At 71.4% G+C, this 16,698-nt stretch carries 16 protein-coding genes; 10 read left to right on the plus strand and 6 right to left on the minus strand.

The genetic code is table 11. The annotated features are described in order from the left end of the window. Positions 1–40: 40 nt before the first annotated feature. Both ABD056_RS16885 and ABD056_RS16890 read right to left on the minus strand, forming a co-directional pair. Positions 41–2,494: a sensor histidine kinase gene (locus ABD056_RS16885; protein ID WP_343868513.1), complete on the minus strand. Its 2,454-nt coding sequence runs from the start codon at positions 2,492–2,494 to the stop codon at positions 41–43. A 195-nt stretch (positions 2,495–2,689) separates the two neighbouring features. Continuing rightward, on the minus strand, positions 2,690–3,205 hold the full coding sequence (locus ABD056_RS16890) for an SH3 domain-containing protein (protein WP_343868515.1): 516 nt from the start codon (positions 3,203–3,205) through the stop codon (positions 2,690–2,692). 191 nt (positions 3,206–3,396) lie between these two features. Here ABD056_RS16890 and ABD056_RS16895 point away from each other — a divergent pair, with 191 nt between their 5' ends. The 4 genes from ABD056_RS16895 (at position 3,397) to ABD056_RS16910 (ending at position 7,602) form a co-directional block, all read left to right on the plus strand. After that, on the plus strand, positions 3,397–4,383 hold the full coding sequence (locus tag ABD056_RS16895) for a 2-hydroxyacid dehydrogenase (RefSeq protein WP_343868517.1): 987 nt from the start codon (positions 3,397–3,399) through the stop codon (positions 4,381–4,383). Positions 4,384–4,519: 136 nt separating this feature from the next. Further along, the gene (locus tag ABD056_RS16900; RefSeq protein WP_343868519.1) at positions 4,520–5,596 is read left to right on the plus strand and encodes an NUDIX hydrolase; all 1,077 of its coding nucleotides are present in this window, start codon (positions 4,520–4,522) and stop codon (positions 5,594–5,596) included. 217 nt (positions 5,597–5,813) lie between these two features. After that, a complete protein-coding gene (locus ABD056_RS16905) occupies positions 5,814–6,878 on the plus strand; it encodes a cytochrome-c peroxidase (RefSeq protein WP_425545049.1) in 1,065 nt (354 codons plus the stop codon). Between the two features lie 199 nt (positions 6,879–7,077). Then, complete coding sequence (locus ABD056_RS16910; protein WP_343868521.1) at positions 7,078–7,602, plus strand: hypothetical protein; 525 nt, start codon at positions 7,078–7,080, stop codon at positions 7,600–7,602. Between the two features lie 38 nt (positions 7,603–7,640). Here ABD056_RS16910 and ABD056_RS16915 read toward each other — a convergent pair whose 3' ends face one another. Then, positions 7,641–7,847, minus strand: a complete 207-nt coding sequence (locus ABD056_RS16915) for a hypothetical protein (RefSeq protein WP_343868523.1) — start codon at positions 7,845–7,847, stop codon at positions 7,641–7,643. Here ABD056_RS16915 and nadA point away from each other — a divergent pair. Genes nadA through nadC form a run of 3 tightly spaced genes read left to right on the plus strand, consistent with a single transcriptional unit; the run spans position 7,837 to position 11,300 of the window. Continuing rightward, positions 7,837–8,814, plus strand: a complete 978-nt coding sequence (nadA, locus tag ABD056_RS16920; protein WP_343868525.1) for a quinolinate synthase NadA — start codon at positions 7,837–7,839, stop codon at positions 8,812–8,814. The genes ABD056_RS16915 and nadA overlap by 11 nt on opposite strands. 4 nt (positions 8,815–8,818) lie before the next feature. Further along, on the plus strand, positions 8,819–10,435 hold the full coding sequence (locus tag ABD056_RS16925) for an L-aspartate oxidase (RefSeq protein ID WP_343868527.1): 1,617 nt from the start codon (positions 8,819–8,821) through the stop codon (positions 10,433–10,435). 10 nt (positions 10,436–10,445) lie between these two features. After that, positions 10,446–11,300: a carboxylating nicotinate-nucleotide diphosphorylase gene (gene nadC, locus ABD056_RS16930; protein ID WP_343868529.1), complete on the plus strand. Its 855-nt coding sequence runs from the start codon at positions 10,446–10,448 to the stop codon at positions 11,298–11,300. 12 nt (positions 11,301–11,312) lie between these two features. Here nadC and ABD056_RS16935 read toward each other — a convergent pair whose 3' ends face one another. Further along, a complete protein-coding gene (locus ABD056_RS16935) occupies positions 11,313–12,560 on the minus strand; it encodes an MFS transporter (protein ID WP_343868531.1) in 1,248 nt (415 codons plus the stop codon). Between the two features lie 176 nt (positions 12,561–12,736). Here ABD056_RS16935 and ABD056_RS16940 point away from each other — a divergent pair, with 176 nt between their 5' ends. Further along, positions 12,737–13,408 carry a gamma-glutamylcyclotransferase gene (locus ABD056_RS16940; protein ID WP_343868533.1) on the plus strand — a complete coding sequence of 224 codons (672 nt, stop codon included), beginning with the start codon at positions 12,737–12,739 and terminating at the stop codon, positions 13,406–13,408. A gap of 23 nt (positions 13,409–13,431) precedes the next feature. After that, positions 13,432–14,403 carry an alpha/beta hydrolase gene (locus ABD056_RS16945; protein WP_343868535.1) on the plus strand — a complete coding sequence of 324 codons (972 nt, stop codon included), beginning with the start codon at positions 13,432–13,434 and terminating at the stop codon, positions 14,401–14,403. On the opposite strand, the gene ABD056_RS16950 is transcribed toward ABD056_RS16945, so the two are convergent. Both ABD056_RS16950 and truA read right to left on the minus strand, forming a co-directional pair. Beyond that, a complete protein-coding gene (locus ABD056_RS16950; RefSeq protein ID WP_343868536.1) occupies positions 14,387–14,701 on the minus strand; it encodes a DMT family transporter in 315 nt (104 codons plus the stop codon). The two genes, ABD056_RS16945 and ABD056_RS16950, sit on opposite strands and share 17 nt — an antisense overlap. Continuing rightward, on the minus strand, positions 14,689–15,468 hold the full coding sequence (gene truA, locus ABD056_RS16955) for a tRNA pseudouridine(38-40) synthase TruA (RefSeq protein ID WP_343868538.1): 780 nt from the start codon (positions 15,466–15,468) through the stop codon (positions 14,689–14,691). The genes ABD056_RS16950 and truA overlap by 13 nt, the downstream gene beginning before the upstream one ends. Before the next feature lie 128 nt (positions 15,469–15,596). Between truA and ABD056_RS16960 the strand changes: the two genes are divergently transcribed. Beyond that, complete coding sequence (locus ABD056_RS16960; RefSeq protein ID WP_343868540.1) at positions 15,597–16,670, plus strand: hypothetical protein; 1,074 nt, start codon at positions 15,597–15,599, stop codon at positions 16,668–16,670. The last annotated feature ends 28 nt before the right edge of the window (positions 16,671–16,698 follow it).

Below are 16,698 nucleotides of genomic sequence, written 5' to 3' on the forward strand. Positions count from 1 at the left end.
GGACCATGCCGCGCCGCCGCCGGCGGTGCAAGAGGGGCGATCACGCCGCCCCGCCGGCCCCTGCCGCCCCGGTTCCGGTCCCGGCCCCGGCGCTCGCCCCGGCGGGCAGGCGGCAGGTGACGGTGGTGCCTTCGCCGGGCACCGACACCAGCTCCACCGTGCCGCCGTGCAGCTCGACGAAGCTCTTCACCAGCGCCAGGCCGAGGCCCGGTCCCGGCGAGCCGGGGCCGCGGGCGAAGGTGGCGAACATGGCGTCCTGGTCGCCGGCCGGAATGCCGGTGCCGGTATCGGCGACGGTGAACACGATGTCGCCGCGCTCCCGCTGGGCCGCCAGGGTGACGCTGCCGCCCTGGGGGGTGAAGCGCACGGCGTTGGCGAGCAGATGATAGAGCACCTGCTTCACCCGCTTCTCGTCGGCCACCATCCAGCCGGTATCGGGCGGGCAGTCGAAATTGAGGGTCACCGACTTGCGGCGCATGCTCTCCCGCGTCAGGGCCAGCACGCTCGCCAGGGCGGCGCCGACGTCGAAGGCATCCAGTTCCAGCGCCAGCTCGCCGGCCTCGATGGAGGCGAGGTCGGTGATGTCGTCGATGAGGGTGACGAGCGACTGGGCGGTTTCCGCCATGGCGCGGGCGTATTCCATCTGGCGCGGGTTCAGCTCGCCGTAATAGCCGTCGGCGAGGATCTCGGCGAAGCCCGACACGGTGGTCAGCGGCGTCCGCACCTCGTAGGACACATTGGCGAGGAACTGGCTCTTCAGGCGGTCGGCGGCGGTCAGGGCCTCGGCCCGGTCGCGCAGGGCGCGTTCCATCTGGGCGCTGGCGGTGACGTCGGCGAAGGTGGCGAGCACGCCGCCGTCGGGCAGCGGCACCGTCACCGCCTCCAGCACCACCGTATCGGCGCGGGTGAGGCGGGCGCGGCGCGCGGTGCGCTCGCCGGCCGCCCCCACCGGCAGCGACAGCACGCCGCGCAGGCGGTCGGCCTCGGCCTCGGCATCGAACAGGGTGCTCAGGCGGTCGATCAGCGCCACCACGTGCGGCGCCGGCGTCAGGTCGGTCGGGGCGAGGCTCCAGATGCGGGCGAAGGCCGGGTTGGACAGGCGCAGGCGGCCGTCGTCGCCGAACACCGCCACCGCCTCGCGCAGGTGGTCGAGGGTTTCGCGGTGGACGGCGATGAGGGTGTTGTAGCTGCGTTCCAGCGCCAGCCGGTCGGTGACGTCCTCGAAGGTGCACAGCAGGCCGCCCATGGGGTGCGGCGCGATCACCCGCCGCAGGGTGGAGCCGTCGGGCAGGTGCAGCAGGTCTTCCGTCGGGTCCAGCTGGCGGGCGAAGCGGGCCAGTTCGCCGTCCTTGTAGGCCGGGTAATCGGCCACTTCCGGCAGCTGGCGATGGGCCCGCAGCTCCTCCAGGAACTCGCCGTAGCGCGGCCCCTGGGCCAGCCATTCGGGGTCGAGCCGCCACAGTTCGGCGAAGGCGACGTTGAAGAAGCGCAGGCGGGTGTCGCCGTCGAAGATGGCGATGGCGGTGGACAGCCGCTCCAGCACCTCGGCATGGGCGGCATCCTCGCGCGCCAGCCGCTTGGCGAGGTCTTCGCGGCTGGTGACGTCGTAGGCGAGGCCGGCGGTGACCAGCCGGGCGAGGTCGTGACGGCTGCGGGCCGGCAGGTTGATGGGGGTTTCCGTCACCTCCATCAGGCGGCGGTTGCCGCGCACCACGATGGGCACCGCGTCCTGCCGCATGGCGCCGGCGGCGCGGGCGGCGGCGGCCAGGGCGCGCAGGCGGCGGGCGGTGGTGGTGGAGGCCAGCTCGCGCCCCTCGGCCACCGCCTGGGCCGGGTCGTCGGCATCCACCGCCAGCTGGTAGGCGCGGTTGGCATAGATCAGCGACAGGTTCTCGTCGCGCAGCCACACCGGGCAGTCGAGGCCGTCGAGGGCGGCGCGCAGCAGGTCGCGCTCGGCGCCCAGGTGAGTGGTTTCGCGGGTCAGGCCCTCGACCGCGTTGGTGCCTTCGGTGACGTCGCGCATCCACACCACGTCGGCCAGCGGCGTGCCGTCGTCGCGCACCGCCCGCACCCCCTGGGCGAGGATGCGGCGGCCGGTGACGGCGTGTTCCAGTTCCAGGTCGAAGCCCTCGCCTTCCGCCCGCAGCGCCGCGACGGCACCGCCCAGCACCGGCCCGGCGTGGTCGCCGAAGCCGTCGAGCACGTCGTCCCAATCGGATTCGGTGCCGTTGAACAGGCCGAGCAGCACCGCCAGCCGGCGCGAGCACTGGCCGAGGCCACCGTCGTCGACGCCGTGAAACCACAGGTAATGGCCGTCGGGGGCGGCGCCCAGCGCCTCGGTCACGGCGGCGGTGCGGACGCGCCACTGCTGCGCCTCGGCCTCGGCAAGGCGGCGGGCGCGCATCTGCACCAGCAGCAGCACCAGCAGCAGCAGGCCGCCGCCGAAGGCCGCCAGGGCGGCGGTCGTCTGGCCGGGCAGCAGGTCGACCGTCACGCCGCCGCACCCCCTGCCGGGCCGTGGCCGCGGCCGTCCTGCGGCGGGCGGGCGGCGGGCAGGGCCGGCGGGCAACGGCGGCAGGCGATCACGGCAGTCATGGCAGGCTCCGGGATGGCGGCGGTCGACGGGCCCGACGGTGCCGCCGGGGCGCCGTGCCAGTGTGCACGGCGGGCGGCGGCGCAGCAAGCCGCGTCAGTCGATGAACTCGGTACGATAGACGCCCCAGATCTCGTCGCGTTTCAGCCAGCCCTGCCGGCCCTTCACCTCGACTCGGCAATAGTCGTTGTTGCGCGGGCACTGGACCAGGTTGCCCTGCACGCCGGCCTCCAGCAGGGCGACGGTGCCGCTGGCGTCGGCGGCGCTCTGGCGCAGGGGCACCGGGCCGGCGCGGGTGACGACGGTGCGCCGCCCCGACAGCATGCTCTGGTGGACCCAGCCTTCCGCCCCCTCGGGGTCGCGGATCTTGCGCCAGGTTTCGAATTCCTGCACCACCTCCACCGGAAGATCGCGCCGCATGTACACCCAATCTATGGGATAACGGACGCCGGGGCCGGTGCGCATGTTCACCTGCTCCGACCGCAGCGAGACGAACCGCGGCAGCGGCAGGCCGGTGCCCTCGGCGCCCTGGGCGCGGGCGGCGGCGACGGGCAGCGCGACGGTGATCGCGGCGACGGCGGCCAGCAAAAGGCCGCGGACGGATGTGGTCATGGTGTGCTGCTCGGCTTCCCCCATGTGGCGGCGCATTATACGGACTGCTTCGCCCTGCGGGTCAAGCGTGGCGGCGCGCCGCGAAACGTTGTGTCGAAATTGCGTGCTGCAACGCAATGTCTGGACAACGGTTCCCGCTCTTGCTAAGCCAAAACCCGTACCGAGCCGGCTTGGCTTTTCGGAGGGAAATCATGGTCGCCAAGAAGCCCCTGGTCATCGTCACGCGCAAGCTGCCGGACGTGATCGAGACCAGGATGATGGAGCTGTTCGACTGCCGCCTCAACCATGACGATCATGCCTTCACCCGTGAGGAACTGATTGCCGCGGTGCGGGAAGCGGACGTTCTGGTGCCGACCATCACCGACCGGCTGGACAGCGGCGTGCTCGGGCAGGCCGGCGACCGCCTGCGCCTGATCGCCAACTTCGGCACCGGCGTCGACCACATCGACCTCGGCACCGCCCACAGCCGCGGCATCACCGTCACCAACACCCCCGACGTGCTGACCGAAGACACCGCCGACATGACCATGGCGCTGATCCTGGCGGTGCCGCGCCGGCTGGCGGAAGGCGAGCGACTGATCCGCTCCGGCAAGTGGGCCGGCTGGAGCCCGACCCACATGCTCGGCCACCGCATCCACGGCAAGCGCCTCGGCATCATCGGCATGGGCCGCATCGGCCAGGCGGTGGCGCGCCGCGCCCGTGGCTTCGGCATGACCATCCACTACCACAACCGCCGCCGCGTCCACCCGGAGATCGAGCAGGAACTGGAAGCGACCTACTGGGAGAGCCTGGACCAGATGCTCGCCCGCATGGACGTCATCTCCATCCACTGCCCGCACACGCCCGGCACCTATCACCTGCTGTCGGCGCGCCGGCTGAAGCTGCTGCGCGAGACGGCCTATCTGGTCAACACCGCCCGCGGCGAGGTGGTGGACGAGAACGCCCTCCTGCGCATGCTCCAGCGCGGCGAACTGGCCGGCGCCGGCCTCGACGTGTTCGAGCAGGAGCCGAGCATCAATCCCAAGTTCCTGACGCTCGACAACTGCGTGCTGCTGCCGCACATGGGCTCGGCCACCATCGAGGGCCGCGTCGACATGGGCGAGAAGGTGCTCATCAACATCAAGACCTTCTCCGACGGCCACAAGCCGCCCGACCGGGTGCTGCCGAACCTGGTGTGACGGCGGTGTGAGAGTGCCGGGGGCGGGCCGCAGGGTCCGCCCCCGCTGCCTTTGGCGCCGACCGCTGGCGGCGGCGCCGGCTTTGCGGCAGACTGCGCGGCATCCCCCTCCCCGAGCCGCCTGCCGGAGACCCGCCGTGACCGCCGCCGCCGTCCAGCCGCCCGCCGCCACCGATGCCGTCATCGGCCTGACCGCCGTCATCGCCGCGGTCACCGACGAGGCGCCGCGCGTGCTGGTGGCCCGCCGCATGGCCCACGGCCTGGCCACCGAGGCCCAGCGCGGCGGCGCCGCCATCCCCCACGACAGCCCGGAAACCCTGCCCTACGGCCCCTTCGAGCCGGAGCGCCACCGCACCCTGGAACTGGGCCTGCGGCAGTGGGTGGAGGAGCAGACCGGCCTGTCGCTGCGCTATGTCGAGCAGCTTTATACCTTCGGCAACCAGTACCGCGACCCGCGCGAGCTGTACGGCGGGCCGCGTCTGGTGTCGGTGGCCTATCTGGCGCTCACCCACGAGGCGGCGGTGGCCGGCAGCGGCGAGGCGGAATGGCGCGACTGGTATTCCTTCCTGCCGTGGGAGGACTGGCGCGAGGGACGGCCGGCGGTGATCGACCATGTCATCGTGCCGCACCTGCGTGCCTGGGCCGATGCCGCCCCCGATGCCGCCAGCCGGCAGGCGCGGGCGGAGCGGCTGGACATCTGCTACGGCCTGCACACCACCGCCGGCCAGGACCGCAGCCGCACCCTCGACCGCTATGAACTGCTGTACGAGGCGGGGCTGGTGCCGGAGGCCATCCGCGACCGCGCCGCCTCCGCCCGCGCCGCCGGTCACGAGCCGCCGCCGGTGGACCCGGTGCGGCTGGTGGTGGCGGCGCAGCTGGGCACGCCGCTGTCGGTGGACAATCGCCGCATCCTCGCCTCCGCCCTCGGCCGGCTGCGCGGCAAGCTGGCATGGCGGCCGGTGGTGTTCGACCTGGTGCCGGAGGAGTTCACCCTGCTGCAGCTGCAGCGGGTGGTGGAGGCGCTGGCCGGCGCCAGCCTGCACAAGCAGAACTTCCGCCGCACCCTGCTGCAGGGCGAAATGGTCGAGCCGACCGGGCGGACCGACGATTCGGGCCGCGGCCGCCCGGCCGAACTCTACCGCTTCCGCCGCGAGGTGCTGCGGGAACGCCATGCGGTTGGTATCGGAATGCCGCTCGTGCGGGGCGGGGACTGAGCCTTCCGCAGGGCCGCCATGCAAAAACAACATTGCTTTTATGGATGTTAAGAATCGATCTCATCTACATTAGAAAAATTCTTGTCTTGCTGGACAGCCCCACCGGAATTGTGGTCATATTCCCTCACGGAGATGAGGCCATTGCCGCTTAGGTGCCAAAACCGCCCCACCTCCGATGACCGCAAACAGGACCTAAGGAGGGGACACCATGGCTCGCATGATGCGTCTGGCGATGGTGATGACGGCTCTGCCGCTGGTGCTCGGCGCCACGACCGCTATGGCCGCCCAGATTGATGACAAGGCTCTGATGGCGACCGCCAACGAGCTGTTCGAACCGATCCCGCAGGTGGTGCCGAAGGTTGCCGGCAACGCGGTGACCGGCGAGAAGGTCGAACTCGGCAAGATGCTGTTCTTCGATCCGCGCCTGTCGGCGAGCCAGCTGCTGTCGTGCAACACCTGCCACAACCTGGGCATGGGCGGCGACGACAACCTGGAGACCTCCATCGGCCACGGCTGGCAGAAGGGTCCGCGCAACTCCCCGACCGTGCTGAACGCCGTGCTGAACGCCGCCCAGTTCTGGGACGGCCGCGCCGAAGACCTGCGATCGCAGGCCAAGGGCCCGATCCAGGCCGGCGTCGAGATGAACAACCAGCCGGCTGTGGTGGTCGAGACCCTGAAGTCGATCCCCGAGTACGTCGCCCACTTCGAGCGCGCCTTCCCCGGCGAGAAGGACCCGGTGACCTTCGACAACGTCGCCATGGCCATCGAAGCCTTCGAAGCCACGCTCATCACCCCGGCGTCGCCCTTCGACCAGTACCTCGAAGGCAACCCCAACGCCATGACCGAGCAGCAGAAGCGCGGTCTGAAGACCTTCGTCGATGCCGGCTGCGCGGCCTGCCACGGCGGCGTCAACCTGGGCGGCCAGGAATACTACCCGTTCGGTGTGGTGCAGCGCCCCGGCGCCGACATCCTGCCGCCGGGTGACAAGGGCCGCTATGCGGTCACCGCCACCGCCGACGACGAATACGTCTTCCGCGCCGTGCCGCTGCGCAACGTCGCCCTCACCGCCCCCTACTTCCACTCGGGCACGGTGTGGGATCTGAAGCAGGCCGTGGCCGTCATGGGCACCGCCCAGCTGGGCCGCGAGCTGTCGGGCGCCGAGGTGGACGACATCACCGCCTTCCTGCACGCCCTGACCGGCCAGCAGCCGCGGGTCGAGTACCCGATCCTGCCGCCGAGCACCGCCACCACTCCGCGTCCGGTGCTGATGACCACCAACTGAGGCACCCTCCCCCGCCGCAGTACGCGATGCCCGGCCGGCAACGGCCGGGCATTGTCGTTTCGGGGGCGCCGGCCAGGACACGGGGTGTCGCATTCCTGCAACACCTGCGGCGGAATGGACTCTCCCTTCGCCGCAGCGCGGCAACGGTCGACAGTCGACAGCCGTCCTGAGGAACGTAGCGTCACTCAGGAGAACACCGATGAAAAAACTGCTTCTGCTGTCCGCCCTGATCGCCGTTCCGGCCACCGCTCAGGCGCAGGACATCCCCTTCACCGGCCCGCAGCCCGGCAGCTGGGAAGCCACCATTTCCGGCAGCGGCAGCAGCGACAACGACTTCGACTCCAACGCCCTCGGCGTGACCGGCAGCGTCGGCAAGTACATGAACGAGAACATCCTCGTCGGCGTGCGCCAGACGCTGAACTTCGCCGACACCGGCGACGACAGCGCCCTGACCGGGGCGACGCGGGTGTTTGCCGACTTCGTGTTCGACCTCGGCCGCTGGCGGCCGTACATCGGCGCCAGCATCGGCGGCATCTACGGTGAAGGCGTCAACAACACCTTCTCCGCCGGCCCCGAGCTGGGCGTGAAGTACTACGCCGACAACAACACCTTCATCTACGCTCAGACCGAGTATCAGTTCACGTTCCGCAATGCGAGCGACGTGAACGATGCCTACGACGACGGCGCCTTCTTCCACGCCATCGGCGTCGGCTTCAACTTCTGATCGGGCGGGGTGGCCTGTCGCCGCCCCCCAAGGTCCGGTCATTCCTGCCTGCCAACGAAGCGCCGGAGCGGCTGTACCCGCTCCGGCGCTTCGCCGTTCCGGGCCGGCGCGCCGCCGCCGTCATGATCCTGCAAAATTTGCTTGACGGTTTTATGCTCCGTCTGAGCATTCTTTATGTGCTCAAGCCAAGCATGCCGTTGGTGCTCAAGCGGATCATAAGGAGGCCGCCCGGCCATGAACGCCATCACTGCCCGCGATGCGGTTTACGACAAGGTGCGGCACGTCATCTCCGCCCCCGAATGGGCGCTGATGCAGCCGACCATCGACGCCATCCTGCGCCTGAAGCGGGAGCGCAACGCCGTCATCCTGGCCCACAACTACATGAGCCCGGCGATCTACCACGCCGTGGCCGACATCGTCGGCGACAGCCTCGCCCTGGCGGCGCAGGCGGTGGAGGCGGAGGGCGAGGTCATCGTCATGGCCGGCGTCCACTTCATGGCCGAAACGGCGAAGCTGCTGAACCCGGCCAAGACGGTGCTGATGCCCGACCTGCGGGCCGGCTGCTCGCTGGCCGAGTCGATCACCGGCGCCGACGTGCGGGCGCTGCGGGCGAAGCACCCCGGCGTGCCGGTGGTCGCCTACGTCAACACCTCCGCCGACGTGAAGGCGGAAGTGGACATCTGCTGCACCTCGGGCAACGCCGTGAAGGTGGTGGAAAGCCTGGGCGTGCCGGAGGTGATCTTCCTGCCCGACGAATACCTGGCCGACTACGTGGCGCAGCAGACCTCGGTGCGCATCATCCCGTGGCGCGGCCACTGCGAGGTGCACGAGCAGTTCACCGCCGCCGACATCGCCGAATACCGCGCCGCCTATGACGAGCTGACGGTCATTGCGCACCCGGAATGCCCGCCGGAAGTGCTGGCCGCCGCCGATTTCGCCGGCTCCACCGCGCAGATGCAGGACTTCGTGCGGCGGGAGACGCCGAAGCGGGTGTTCATGGTCACCGAGTGCAGCATGTCGGACAACATCGCCGCCGAGTCGCCGCGGACCGAGTTCGTCCGCCCCTGCAACCTGTGCCCGCACATGAAGCGCATCACCCTGGACAACATCCGCACCGCCCTGGAGACCATGGGCCCGCAGGTGGAGATCGCGCCCGACGTCGCCGCCCGCGCCCGTGCCTCGGTGGAGCGCATGCTGGCGGTGGGGAGGTAGGGCCATGAGCGCCGCCGCCGCCGCGCCCGCCGCCGCCTGCGCCGCCCCGGCGGTCATCGTCGTCGGTTCGGGCGCCGCCGGCATGGCCTGCGCCCTGGCCCTGGCGCCGCATCCGGTGGTGCTGGTCACCAAGACCGCCGGCCTGCCCGGCGGCTCCAGCCTGTGGGCCCAGGGCGGCATCGCCTGCGCCCTGGGCGAGGCCGACAGCGCCGAAGCCCATGCCGCCGACACCGTCACGGCCGGCGCCGGCACCGTCGATGCCGCCGCCGCCGCCCTGCTGGCGGAAGCCGGCATCGGCGAGACCCGCCGCCTCATCGCCGCCGGCCTGCCGGCCGACCGCACGCCGGGCGGCGCCGTGGTGCTGGGGCTGGTGGCGGCCCATTCCGCCGACCGCATCGTCCACGCCGGCGGCGACGCCACCGGCGCCCGGCTGGTGGAGACGCTGGCGGCGCTGGTGGCCGCCGCCCCCCACATCCGCCTGCAGACCGACACCACCGCCCTGCGGCTGCTGCGCCAGGGGTCGCGGGTGGTGGGGCTCGCGGGGCATCATGCCGGCAGCGGAACGGTCGTCCTGAGCGGGCCGGTGGTGCTGGCGACCGGCGGGATCGGCGGCCTGTTCGCCGCCACCTATAACCCGGCCGAGGCCACCGCCGACGGCCTCGCCCTCGCCGCCCGCGCCGGGGCGGAGCTGGCCGACCTGGAGATGGTGCAGTTTCATCCCACCGCCCTGGCGGTGCCGGGCGCCGAAGGCCGCCTGCCGCTGCTGACCGAGGCCCTGCGCGGGGCCGGCGCGGTGCTGTGCGATGCCGCCGGCCGCCCGTTCATGGCCGCCGAGCATCCGCTGGCCGACCTGGCGCCGCGCGACGTGGTGGCGCGGGCCATCGGCCGGCGGGTGGCGGCCGGCGAGGCGGTGTTCCTCGACCTGCGTCCGGCCCTGGCGGCGCGCGGGGCGGCGGCCTTCCCGCAGGTGATGGCGCTGCTGGCCGAGCACGGCTTCGACCCGCTGGCGGCGCCGGTGCCGGTGACGCCGGCCGCCCACTACCACATGGGCGGGGTGCTCACCGACCTCGACGGCCGCACCTCGCTGCCCGGCCTGTGGGCTTGCGGCGAGGTCGCCTGCACCGGCGTCCACGGCGCCAACCGGCTGGCCAGCAACTCGCTGCTGGAGGCGCTGGTGTTCGCCCGCCGGGTGGCCGCCTCCGTGCTGGCGGCGCCGTCGCAGCCGGTGCCGACGGGGGCGGAGGCTCCGCCAAGGGCCGCCGATCCGGCCGATAGCGCCGCCGCCGCCGCGACCGTGCGGCGGCTGATGAGCGCCCACCTGGGGCTGGTGCGCAGCGCCGCCGGGCTCGGCGAGGCCCTGGCCGGACTGGCGGCGGCGGCGGATCGTTTCGCTGCCGTGCCGCGTCGCCACGCTGATGCCGCCGCCATCCGTGCCGAGGCGGAGGCGGCCAACCTGCTGCTCGTCGCCCGCCTGCTGGCCGCCGCCGCCCTGCGCCGGGGGGAGAGCCGCGGCGCCCACTGCCGCACCGATGCCCCGGCGACGGGGGACGGCTGGGGCCGCCGCCACGTCGTCACCCTGTCCGCCCTGCTCAGCCCCGCGGCGGCCGAAGCCGCCGCCTGATGGAGCCGTCATGACCCGCGCCCTGTACCCGTTCCAGCTCGACCCGCTGCTGCTCACCGCCCTGACCGAAGACCTGGGGCAGGCCGGCGACCTGACCACCGATGCCGTCGTCGGCGCCGGCGACCGCGCCCGCGGCCGCTTCCACTTCCGCCACCCCGGCCGGGTGGCGGGGATGGCGGTGGTGCGGCGGACCTTCGCCCTGCTGGATGACGCGGTGACGGTGACGGTGCATCACGACGACGGCACCGATGTCGCCGCCGGCACCTGCGTCGCCACGGTGGAAGGGCCGGCGCGGGCGGTGCTGACGGGGGAACGGGTGGCGCTCAACCTGCTCGCCCGCCTGTCGGCCATCGCCACCACCACGGCGAAGGCGGTGGCGCTGGCGGCACCGCACGGCTGCCGCATCGCCTGCACCCGCAAGACCACCCCCGGCCTGCGCGGGCTGGAGAAGCACGCGGTGCGGGTGGGCGGCGGCACCAACCACCGCTTCGGCCTCGATGACGGGGTGCTCATCAAGGACAATCACATCGTGGTGGCGGGCGGCGTCGGGCCGGCGCTGACCCGGGCCCGCGACACCCTCGGCCACATGGTGAAGATCGAGGTGGAGGTGGACACCCTCGACCAGCTGGACGAAGTGCTGGCCCTCGGCCTGGCCGATGCGGTGCTGCTCGACAACATGGGGCCGGACACCCTGCGCGAGGCGGTGCGGCGGGTGGACCGCCGCCTGACCACCGAGGCCAGCGGCGGCATCACCTTCGCCAACCTGGAGGCGGTGGCCGCCACCGGCGTCGATCTGGTGTCGCTCGGCTTCCTCACCCACTCGGTCCCCGCCCTCGACATCGGGCTGGATTTCGAGGTGGTGTGAGGCCGCCGCCCGTCAGTCGCGCGCCCGCCGGCCGTCGATCAGCAGCCACAGCCACGCCACCGTCTGCAGCACCACCACCGTCAGGAAGGCGGCGCTGTAGGCCTCGGCGGGGTAGGCGCCGTCCGCCGTCTGCGGCCACAGGCCGATGATGGCGCCCATGCCCCACTGGAAGGCGAAGGCGGCGGCGAACATGGTCAGGTTGAGGCTGGTGTTGCTGCGCCCGGCCAGCGCCGCCGAGAACTGCTGCGACAGGATGGCGTAGCACAGGATGCCGACGGTGCCGAAGAAGCCGAAGGCGATCCACAGCGGCACCGCCGCCTCCACCCAGCCGGCGGCCAGCAGCACCTCGGCCAGGATGAAGGCGCCCATGCCCCAGGCGAACACCGTCAGCCCCTTCACGCCCACCCGGCCCAGGCGCTCGGCGATGAAGCCGAGGCCGAGCTGACCGGCCACCATGGCGGCGGCGGTCAGCAGCAGCACGGTGGCCGCCTGCGGCTTGCTCATCCCGGCGACGTCGCGCAGCCAGGGGCCGGCCCACAGGCCCTGGATGGCCATGAAGCCGCCCTGGTTCATGGCAACCGCCGGGGCGATGCGCCAGAAGGCGCGGCTGCGGAAGATGGCGCCCAGTGTGCGCAGGCTGGAGCCCAGGCTTTCGGCGCTGCCGACCCGCTTCTTTTCCGGCACCACCAGCAGCAGGATGACTGCGCACAGCAGCGTCGCCGCCGCCAGACCCCAGAACACCGGCCGCCAGCCGACGGCATCGACGATCAGTTCGGTCGGCGCCGTCGCCGCCAGGGCGCCGAGGCCGCCGGAGGCGACGACGATGCCGTTGACCAGCGGCAGCTTCTCCACCGGAAACCATTGCGTCATCGATTTGAGCGCCGACATGAGGCAGGCGGCGACGCCGAGGCCGATGAGGGCACGGCCGATGACCAGGGTGGTGGTGTCCTCGCCGATGGCGAACAGCACCGCCCCGGCGGTGGCGAACAGCAGCAGGAAGGCTTCCACCAGCCGCGGCCCCATGCGGTCCAGCGCCACGCCGATGGGCAGCTGGGCCAGGGCGAAGGCAAGGAAATAGGCGCTGGTGAGCAGGCCCAGGTCGGCCGCCTCCAGCCCCACGTCGGTGCGCAGGTAGGGCGAGATGACGGCGTTGACGCTGCGGTACAGGTAGGACAGGAAATAGCCGAGCGCGAAGGGCAGGAACACACGCACGATCACCGTGCGGAGCGGCGCGGAGGCGCTCTCGGGCAGGACGGTCATGGGAGGAAAAGCCTTTCGCCGGCAGCCTTGGACGGACTTGTTGGTTGCGCCACACTAAACCACGGGGGGACCGGCACCGGCCAGGGCCACTTCGCGCCCGGCCGCCGCGTGGTTCCGTCCCCCCGCGGCGATGATTATGTAGTAGGGTGTCGAGCCCGTTTCCGAGGTGACCCGCCTTGAGCCTGACCCGCGACAGCATCCGCGCCGGTGTCCTGCAACGGATGATCGAGGACAGCGGCTGCCCCATCCGCCTGACCACCGAAGATGAACGCCATGCCTCCCTCCTCGCCATGCTGGGCGGGCAGCGGGTGCCGGCGGGTGACGTGTGGGTGTTCGGCTACGGCTCGCTGATCTGGAACCCGGCCTTCCATTACGCCGAACGCCGCCTTGGCACCCTGCACGGCTGGCACCGCCGGTTCTGCCTGTGGACGCCCCTCGGCCGCGGCACGCCGGAGGAGCCGGGGCTGGTGCTCGGCCTCGACCGCGGCGGCGCCTGCCGCGGCGTCGTCTTCCGGGTGCGGGCGGCGGAGGCGTGGGAGGAACTGGACATCGTCTGGCGGCGGGAGATGGTCTCCGACGGCTACCTGCCGCGCTGGACGCGGGTGCGCACCGAGGCCGGCGAGGTGCGCGCCATCGCCTTCACCATCAACCGGCAGGCGGCGCGCTACGCCGGCCGGCTGAGCCTGGCGGAGGCGGCGGCGGTGATCGCCCGCGCCACCGGCCGGCTCGGCAGCTGCGCGCAATACCTGCTGTCGACAGTCGAGCATCTGGACCAGCTCGGCATCCCCGACCGCCATCTGCAGGCCCTGCGCGAGCAGGTGCTGCAGGCCGGCGGCTGCCCCGCCTGACGGCGCCCAACGGAGCCCTCCCCATGGACCCCTGGTTGACCTGGACCCTTGCGGTGGTGGTGCCGGCCGTGCTGCTGCTGGCCGTCTTCCTGGTCATCGACGTCGGCTTCCGCCCCAAGCGGGAGCCCAACACGGTGCACCCGGCCGACATCGGCCTGCCCTGCGAGGACGTGGCGCTGGCGGCGGTCAACGGCAAGGCCCTGACGGCGTGGTACATCCCGCCGCCGGTGGCGGTGGGGCGGCCGGCGCCGGCGGTGGCGGTGATGCACGGCTGGGGCTCCAACCGCTCGCAACTGCTGCCGGTGGTGGCGCCGCTGCACACCGCCGGCTATGCCCTGCTGCTGATCGACAGCCGCTGCCACGGCGACAGCGCCCAGGATACCTTCGCCAGCATGCCGCGCTTCGCCGAAGACCTGTCCACCGGCGTCGACTGGCTGCGCCGGCGGGCGGAGGTGGACCGCGACCGCATCGCCGTGTTCGGCCATTCGGTCGGCGCCGGGGCGGCGCTGCTGACGGCGTCGCGCCGGTCCGATCTGGTGGGGGCGGTTTCCGTCTCCGCCTTCGCCGACCCGGAAAAGATCATGCGCCGGTTCATGGAGCGGGTGCGGGTGCCGTACCGGCCGCTCGGCTGGCTGGTCAACCGCTATGTGGAATGGCGCATCGGCTGGCGCTTCCGCGACGTGGCGCCGAAGAACACCATCCGCCGCGCCCTCTGCCCGGTGCTGGTGCTGCACGGCGAGGACGACCGCATGGTGCCGGTGGGCGATGCCTACATCATCCACGGCAACCGCCGCAGCGACGAGGACTGCGAGCTGATCGTCTACACCCGCTGCGACCACGACAGCGTCGAGCGCATCGAGGTGGCGGGGCCGGACATCCTGCGGTTCCTGTCCCGCGTCACCGGCGGCGGGCCGCGCTGGCAGGCGCCGGCGGCCAGACCCCCCGCCGCGACCGCCCCGCTGGTGCCGGCGGCGGCCGTCAGTCGGCCAGCATGAGGCCGACGACGCCCAGGGTGACGAGGCCGATGCAGGCGATCTTCATGGCACTCATCGGCTCGTTGAACAGGGTGTAGCCGATGATGGCGGTGGCAACCGTTCCGACCCCGGACCAGATGGCATAGGCCATGCCGACGCCCATGGTGCGCAGGGTGAGGGTCAGCATGGTGAAGGCGACCGCGTAGCAGACGAAGATCGCCACCGACGGCCACAGCCTGGTGAACCCCTCCGACAGCTTCATGCTGGTGGTGCCCGCCACCTCGAAGGCGATGGCGGTGGCGAGGGTCAGCCAGTGCATGGGTCGTGCTCCTCGGTGGTGGCGGCGGTGGGGTAGTCGACGCGCAGGAAGTAGAGCCCCTGCGGCGGGGCCGTCGGGCCGCCGGCGGCGCGGTCGCGGGCGGCCAGGGCGCAGGCGACGTCGGCGCGGCTCCAGCGGCCCTCGCCCACCAGCCGCAGGGTGCCGGTCATGTTGCGGACCTGGTGGTGGAGGAACGACCGCGCCCGGCAGAACAGGTGGATCTCCTCGCCGACGCGGGTGACGCGGATTTCGTCCAGGGTCTTCACCGGCGACTGCGACTGGCATTCCTTGGCGCGGAAGGTGGTGAAGTCGTGGTGGCCGACCAGCGCCTGGGCGGCATCGTGCATGGCCTCGGCATCCAGCGCCGCGCCGACCCACCACACCCGCCCGGCATCCAGCGCCGGCGGCGACCGGCGGTTGAGGATGCGGTAGAGGTAGGACCGTTCACGGGCCGAGAAGCGGGCGTGGAAGTCCTCGTCCACCGCCTCCGCCCGCACCACCGTCACCGGATGCGGCCGCAGGTGGGCGTTGAGGGCGTCGCGCACCTTGTCGGGCGGATCGCTGCGCGGCAGGTCCACATGCGCCACCTGGCCAAGGGCATGGACGCCCGAGTCGGTGCGGCCGGCGGCATGCACCACCGCCTCCACCTGGCAGTAGCGGGTGACGGCGGTTTCCACCGCCTCCTGCACGGACAGCCCGTTGGCCTGGCGCTGCCAGCCGCAGAACGGTCCGCCGTCGTATTCGATGATGAGCTTGTAGCGAGGCATGGCGCCATATGTAGCCGCTCCGCCCCGTTGCTGCCAGAGGCTGCTGAGGCGTCTTGTTCGTGACGCAAATGTGCTACCATGGTCGCGCCGCGTGCGGGGCGGCGGGACACTGGGAGGGGACTGTCGCCATGGGTAGCAAACCCGTGACGCCGATTATCGATTCGGACATGGACTCGATCTATGTCCTGCCGCTGTCGATCATTCCGATCGAAACCAAGGCGCTGCAGCGGGCGCGCATGATCAAGAACCACCAGCTGCGCAGCGTCGTGGAGGTCTTCGCCGAGAAGGAGACCGGCTCCGGCCAGCTGGAGGTGGAGGACCTGCCCAAGCTGTTCGGCTGGGTGCGTCCCGACGACGAGGAGGACGACGATCCCGAGGGGCGCAAGCCGCACCCCGATCTCGCCACCCTGCGCCAGCTGGCGCTGCTGCCCACCTACGACGTCTTTTCGCTGCGCATCCTGCTGCGGCGGCTGGGCATTTCGGTGCGCGACAACGTGGCCCTGAAGCTGACGCCGGAAAAGAACCTGGAACTGGCCGAGTACATGACCCAGTTCACCCGGCCGCTGATCCTGCAGGTCTATGGTGACAGCGACGTCTCCATCCACGATTTCGACGACATCGTGCGGCTGTTCCGCGACCCCGACGTCAAGAAGGCGAAGGAAAAGCTGCGGGTGATGGCGCAGAAGCTGTCCATCGACATGATGGAGATTCCGCAGTTCCTGGAAGACTACGGCGACATCTTCCTGTCGCTGTCGTACTACCGCCAGTGCCTGGACCGCATCCAGCCGCTGCTCGACAACTTCCTGGACAGCCTGGAATCGCTGCGCCGCAACTGGCAGCTGAAGAACGACCAGTCGCTGATGCAGACCTGCACCATGATGGAAACGCGGCTGAACGAACTGGCCGCCGCCGTCACCGGCCGGTTCGAGAACTTCGACCGTTCCACCGCCGAGATGTGGTCCAACATCTCCGCCATCCGCTTCCAGCGGGTGAAGGAGCTGATCCAGAGCTACCACACCGAAATCGGCGGCGTGCTGTGCGCCCTGACGGTGAAGATGAACGCCTGGGTGCGCCAGTTCCCCGGCGAGGTCGATTCGGCGCCGGTGCGGCGGGCGGAGTTCATCATGACGCAGATGCGCCAGGGCTTCGACCGCGTGAAGACCTTCGAGAACGCCGCCCCCATGCTGTCGCAGCTGCGCTGAGGCGGCGTTCTGGCCGGTGAGGGCGGGG

It is taken from the genome of Caenispirillum bisanense (genome assembly GCF_039523075.1).
Taxonomy (GTDB): domain Bacteria; phylum Pseudomonadota; class Alphaproteobacteria; order Rhodospirillales; family Rhodospirillaceae; genus Caenispirillum; species Caenispirillum bisanense.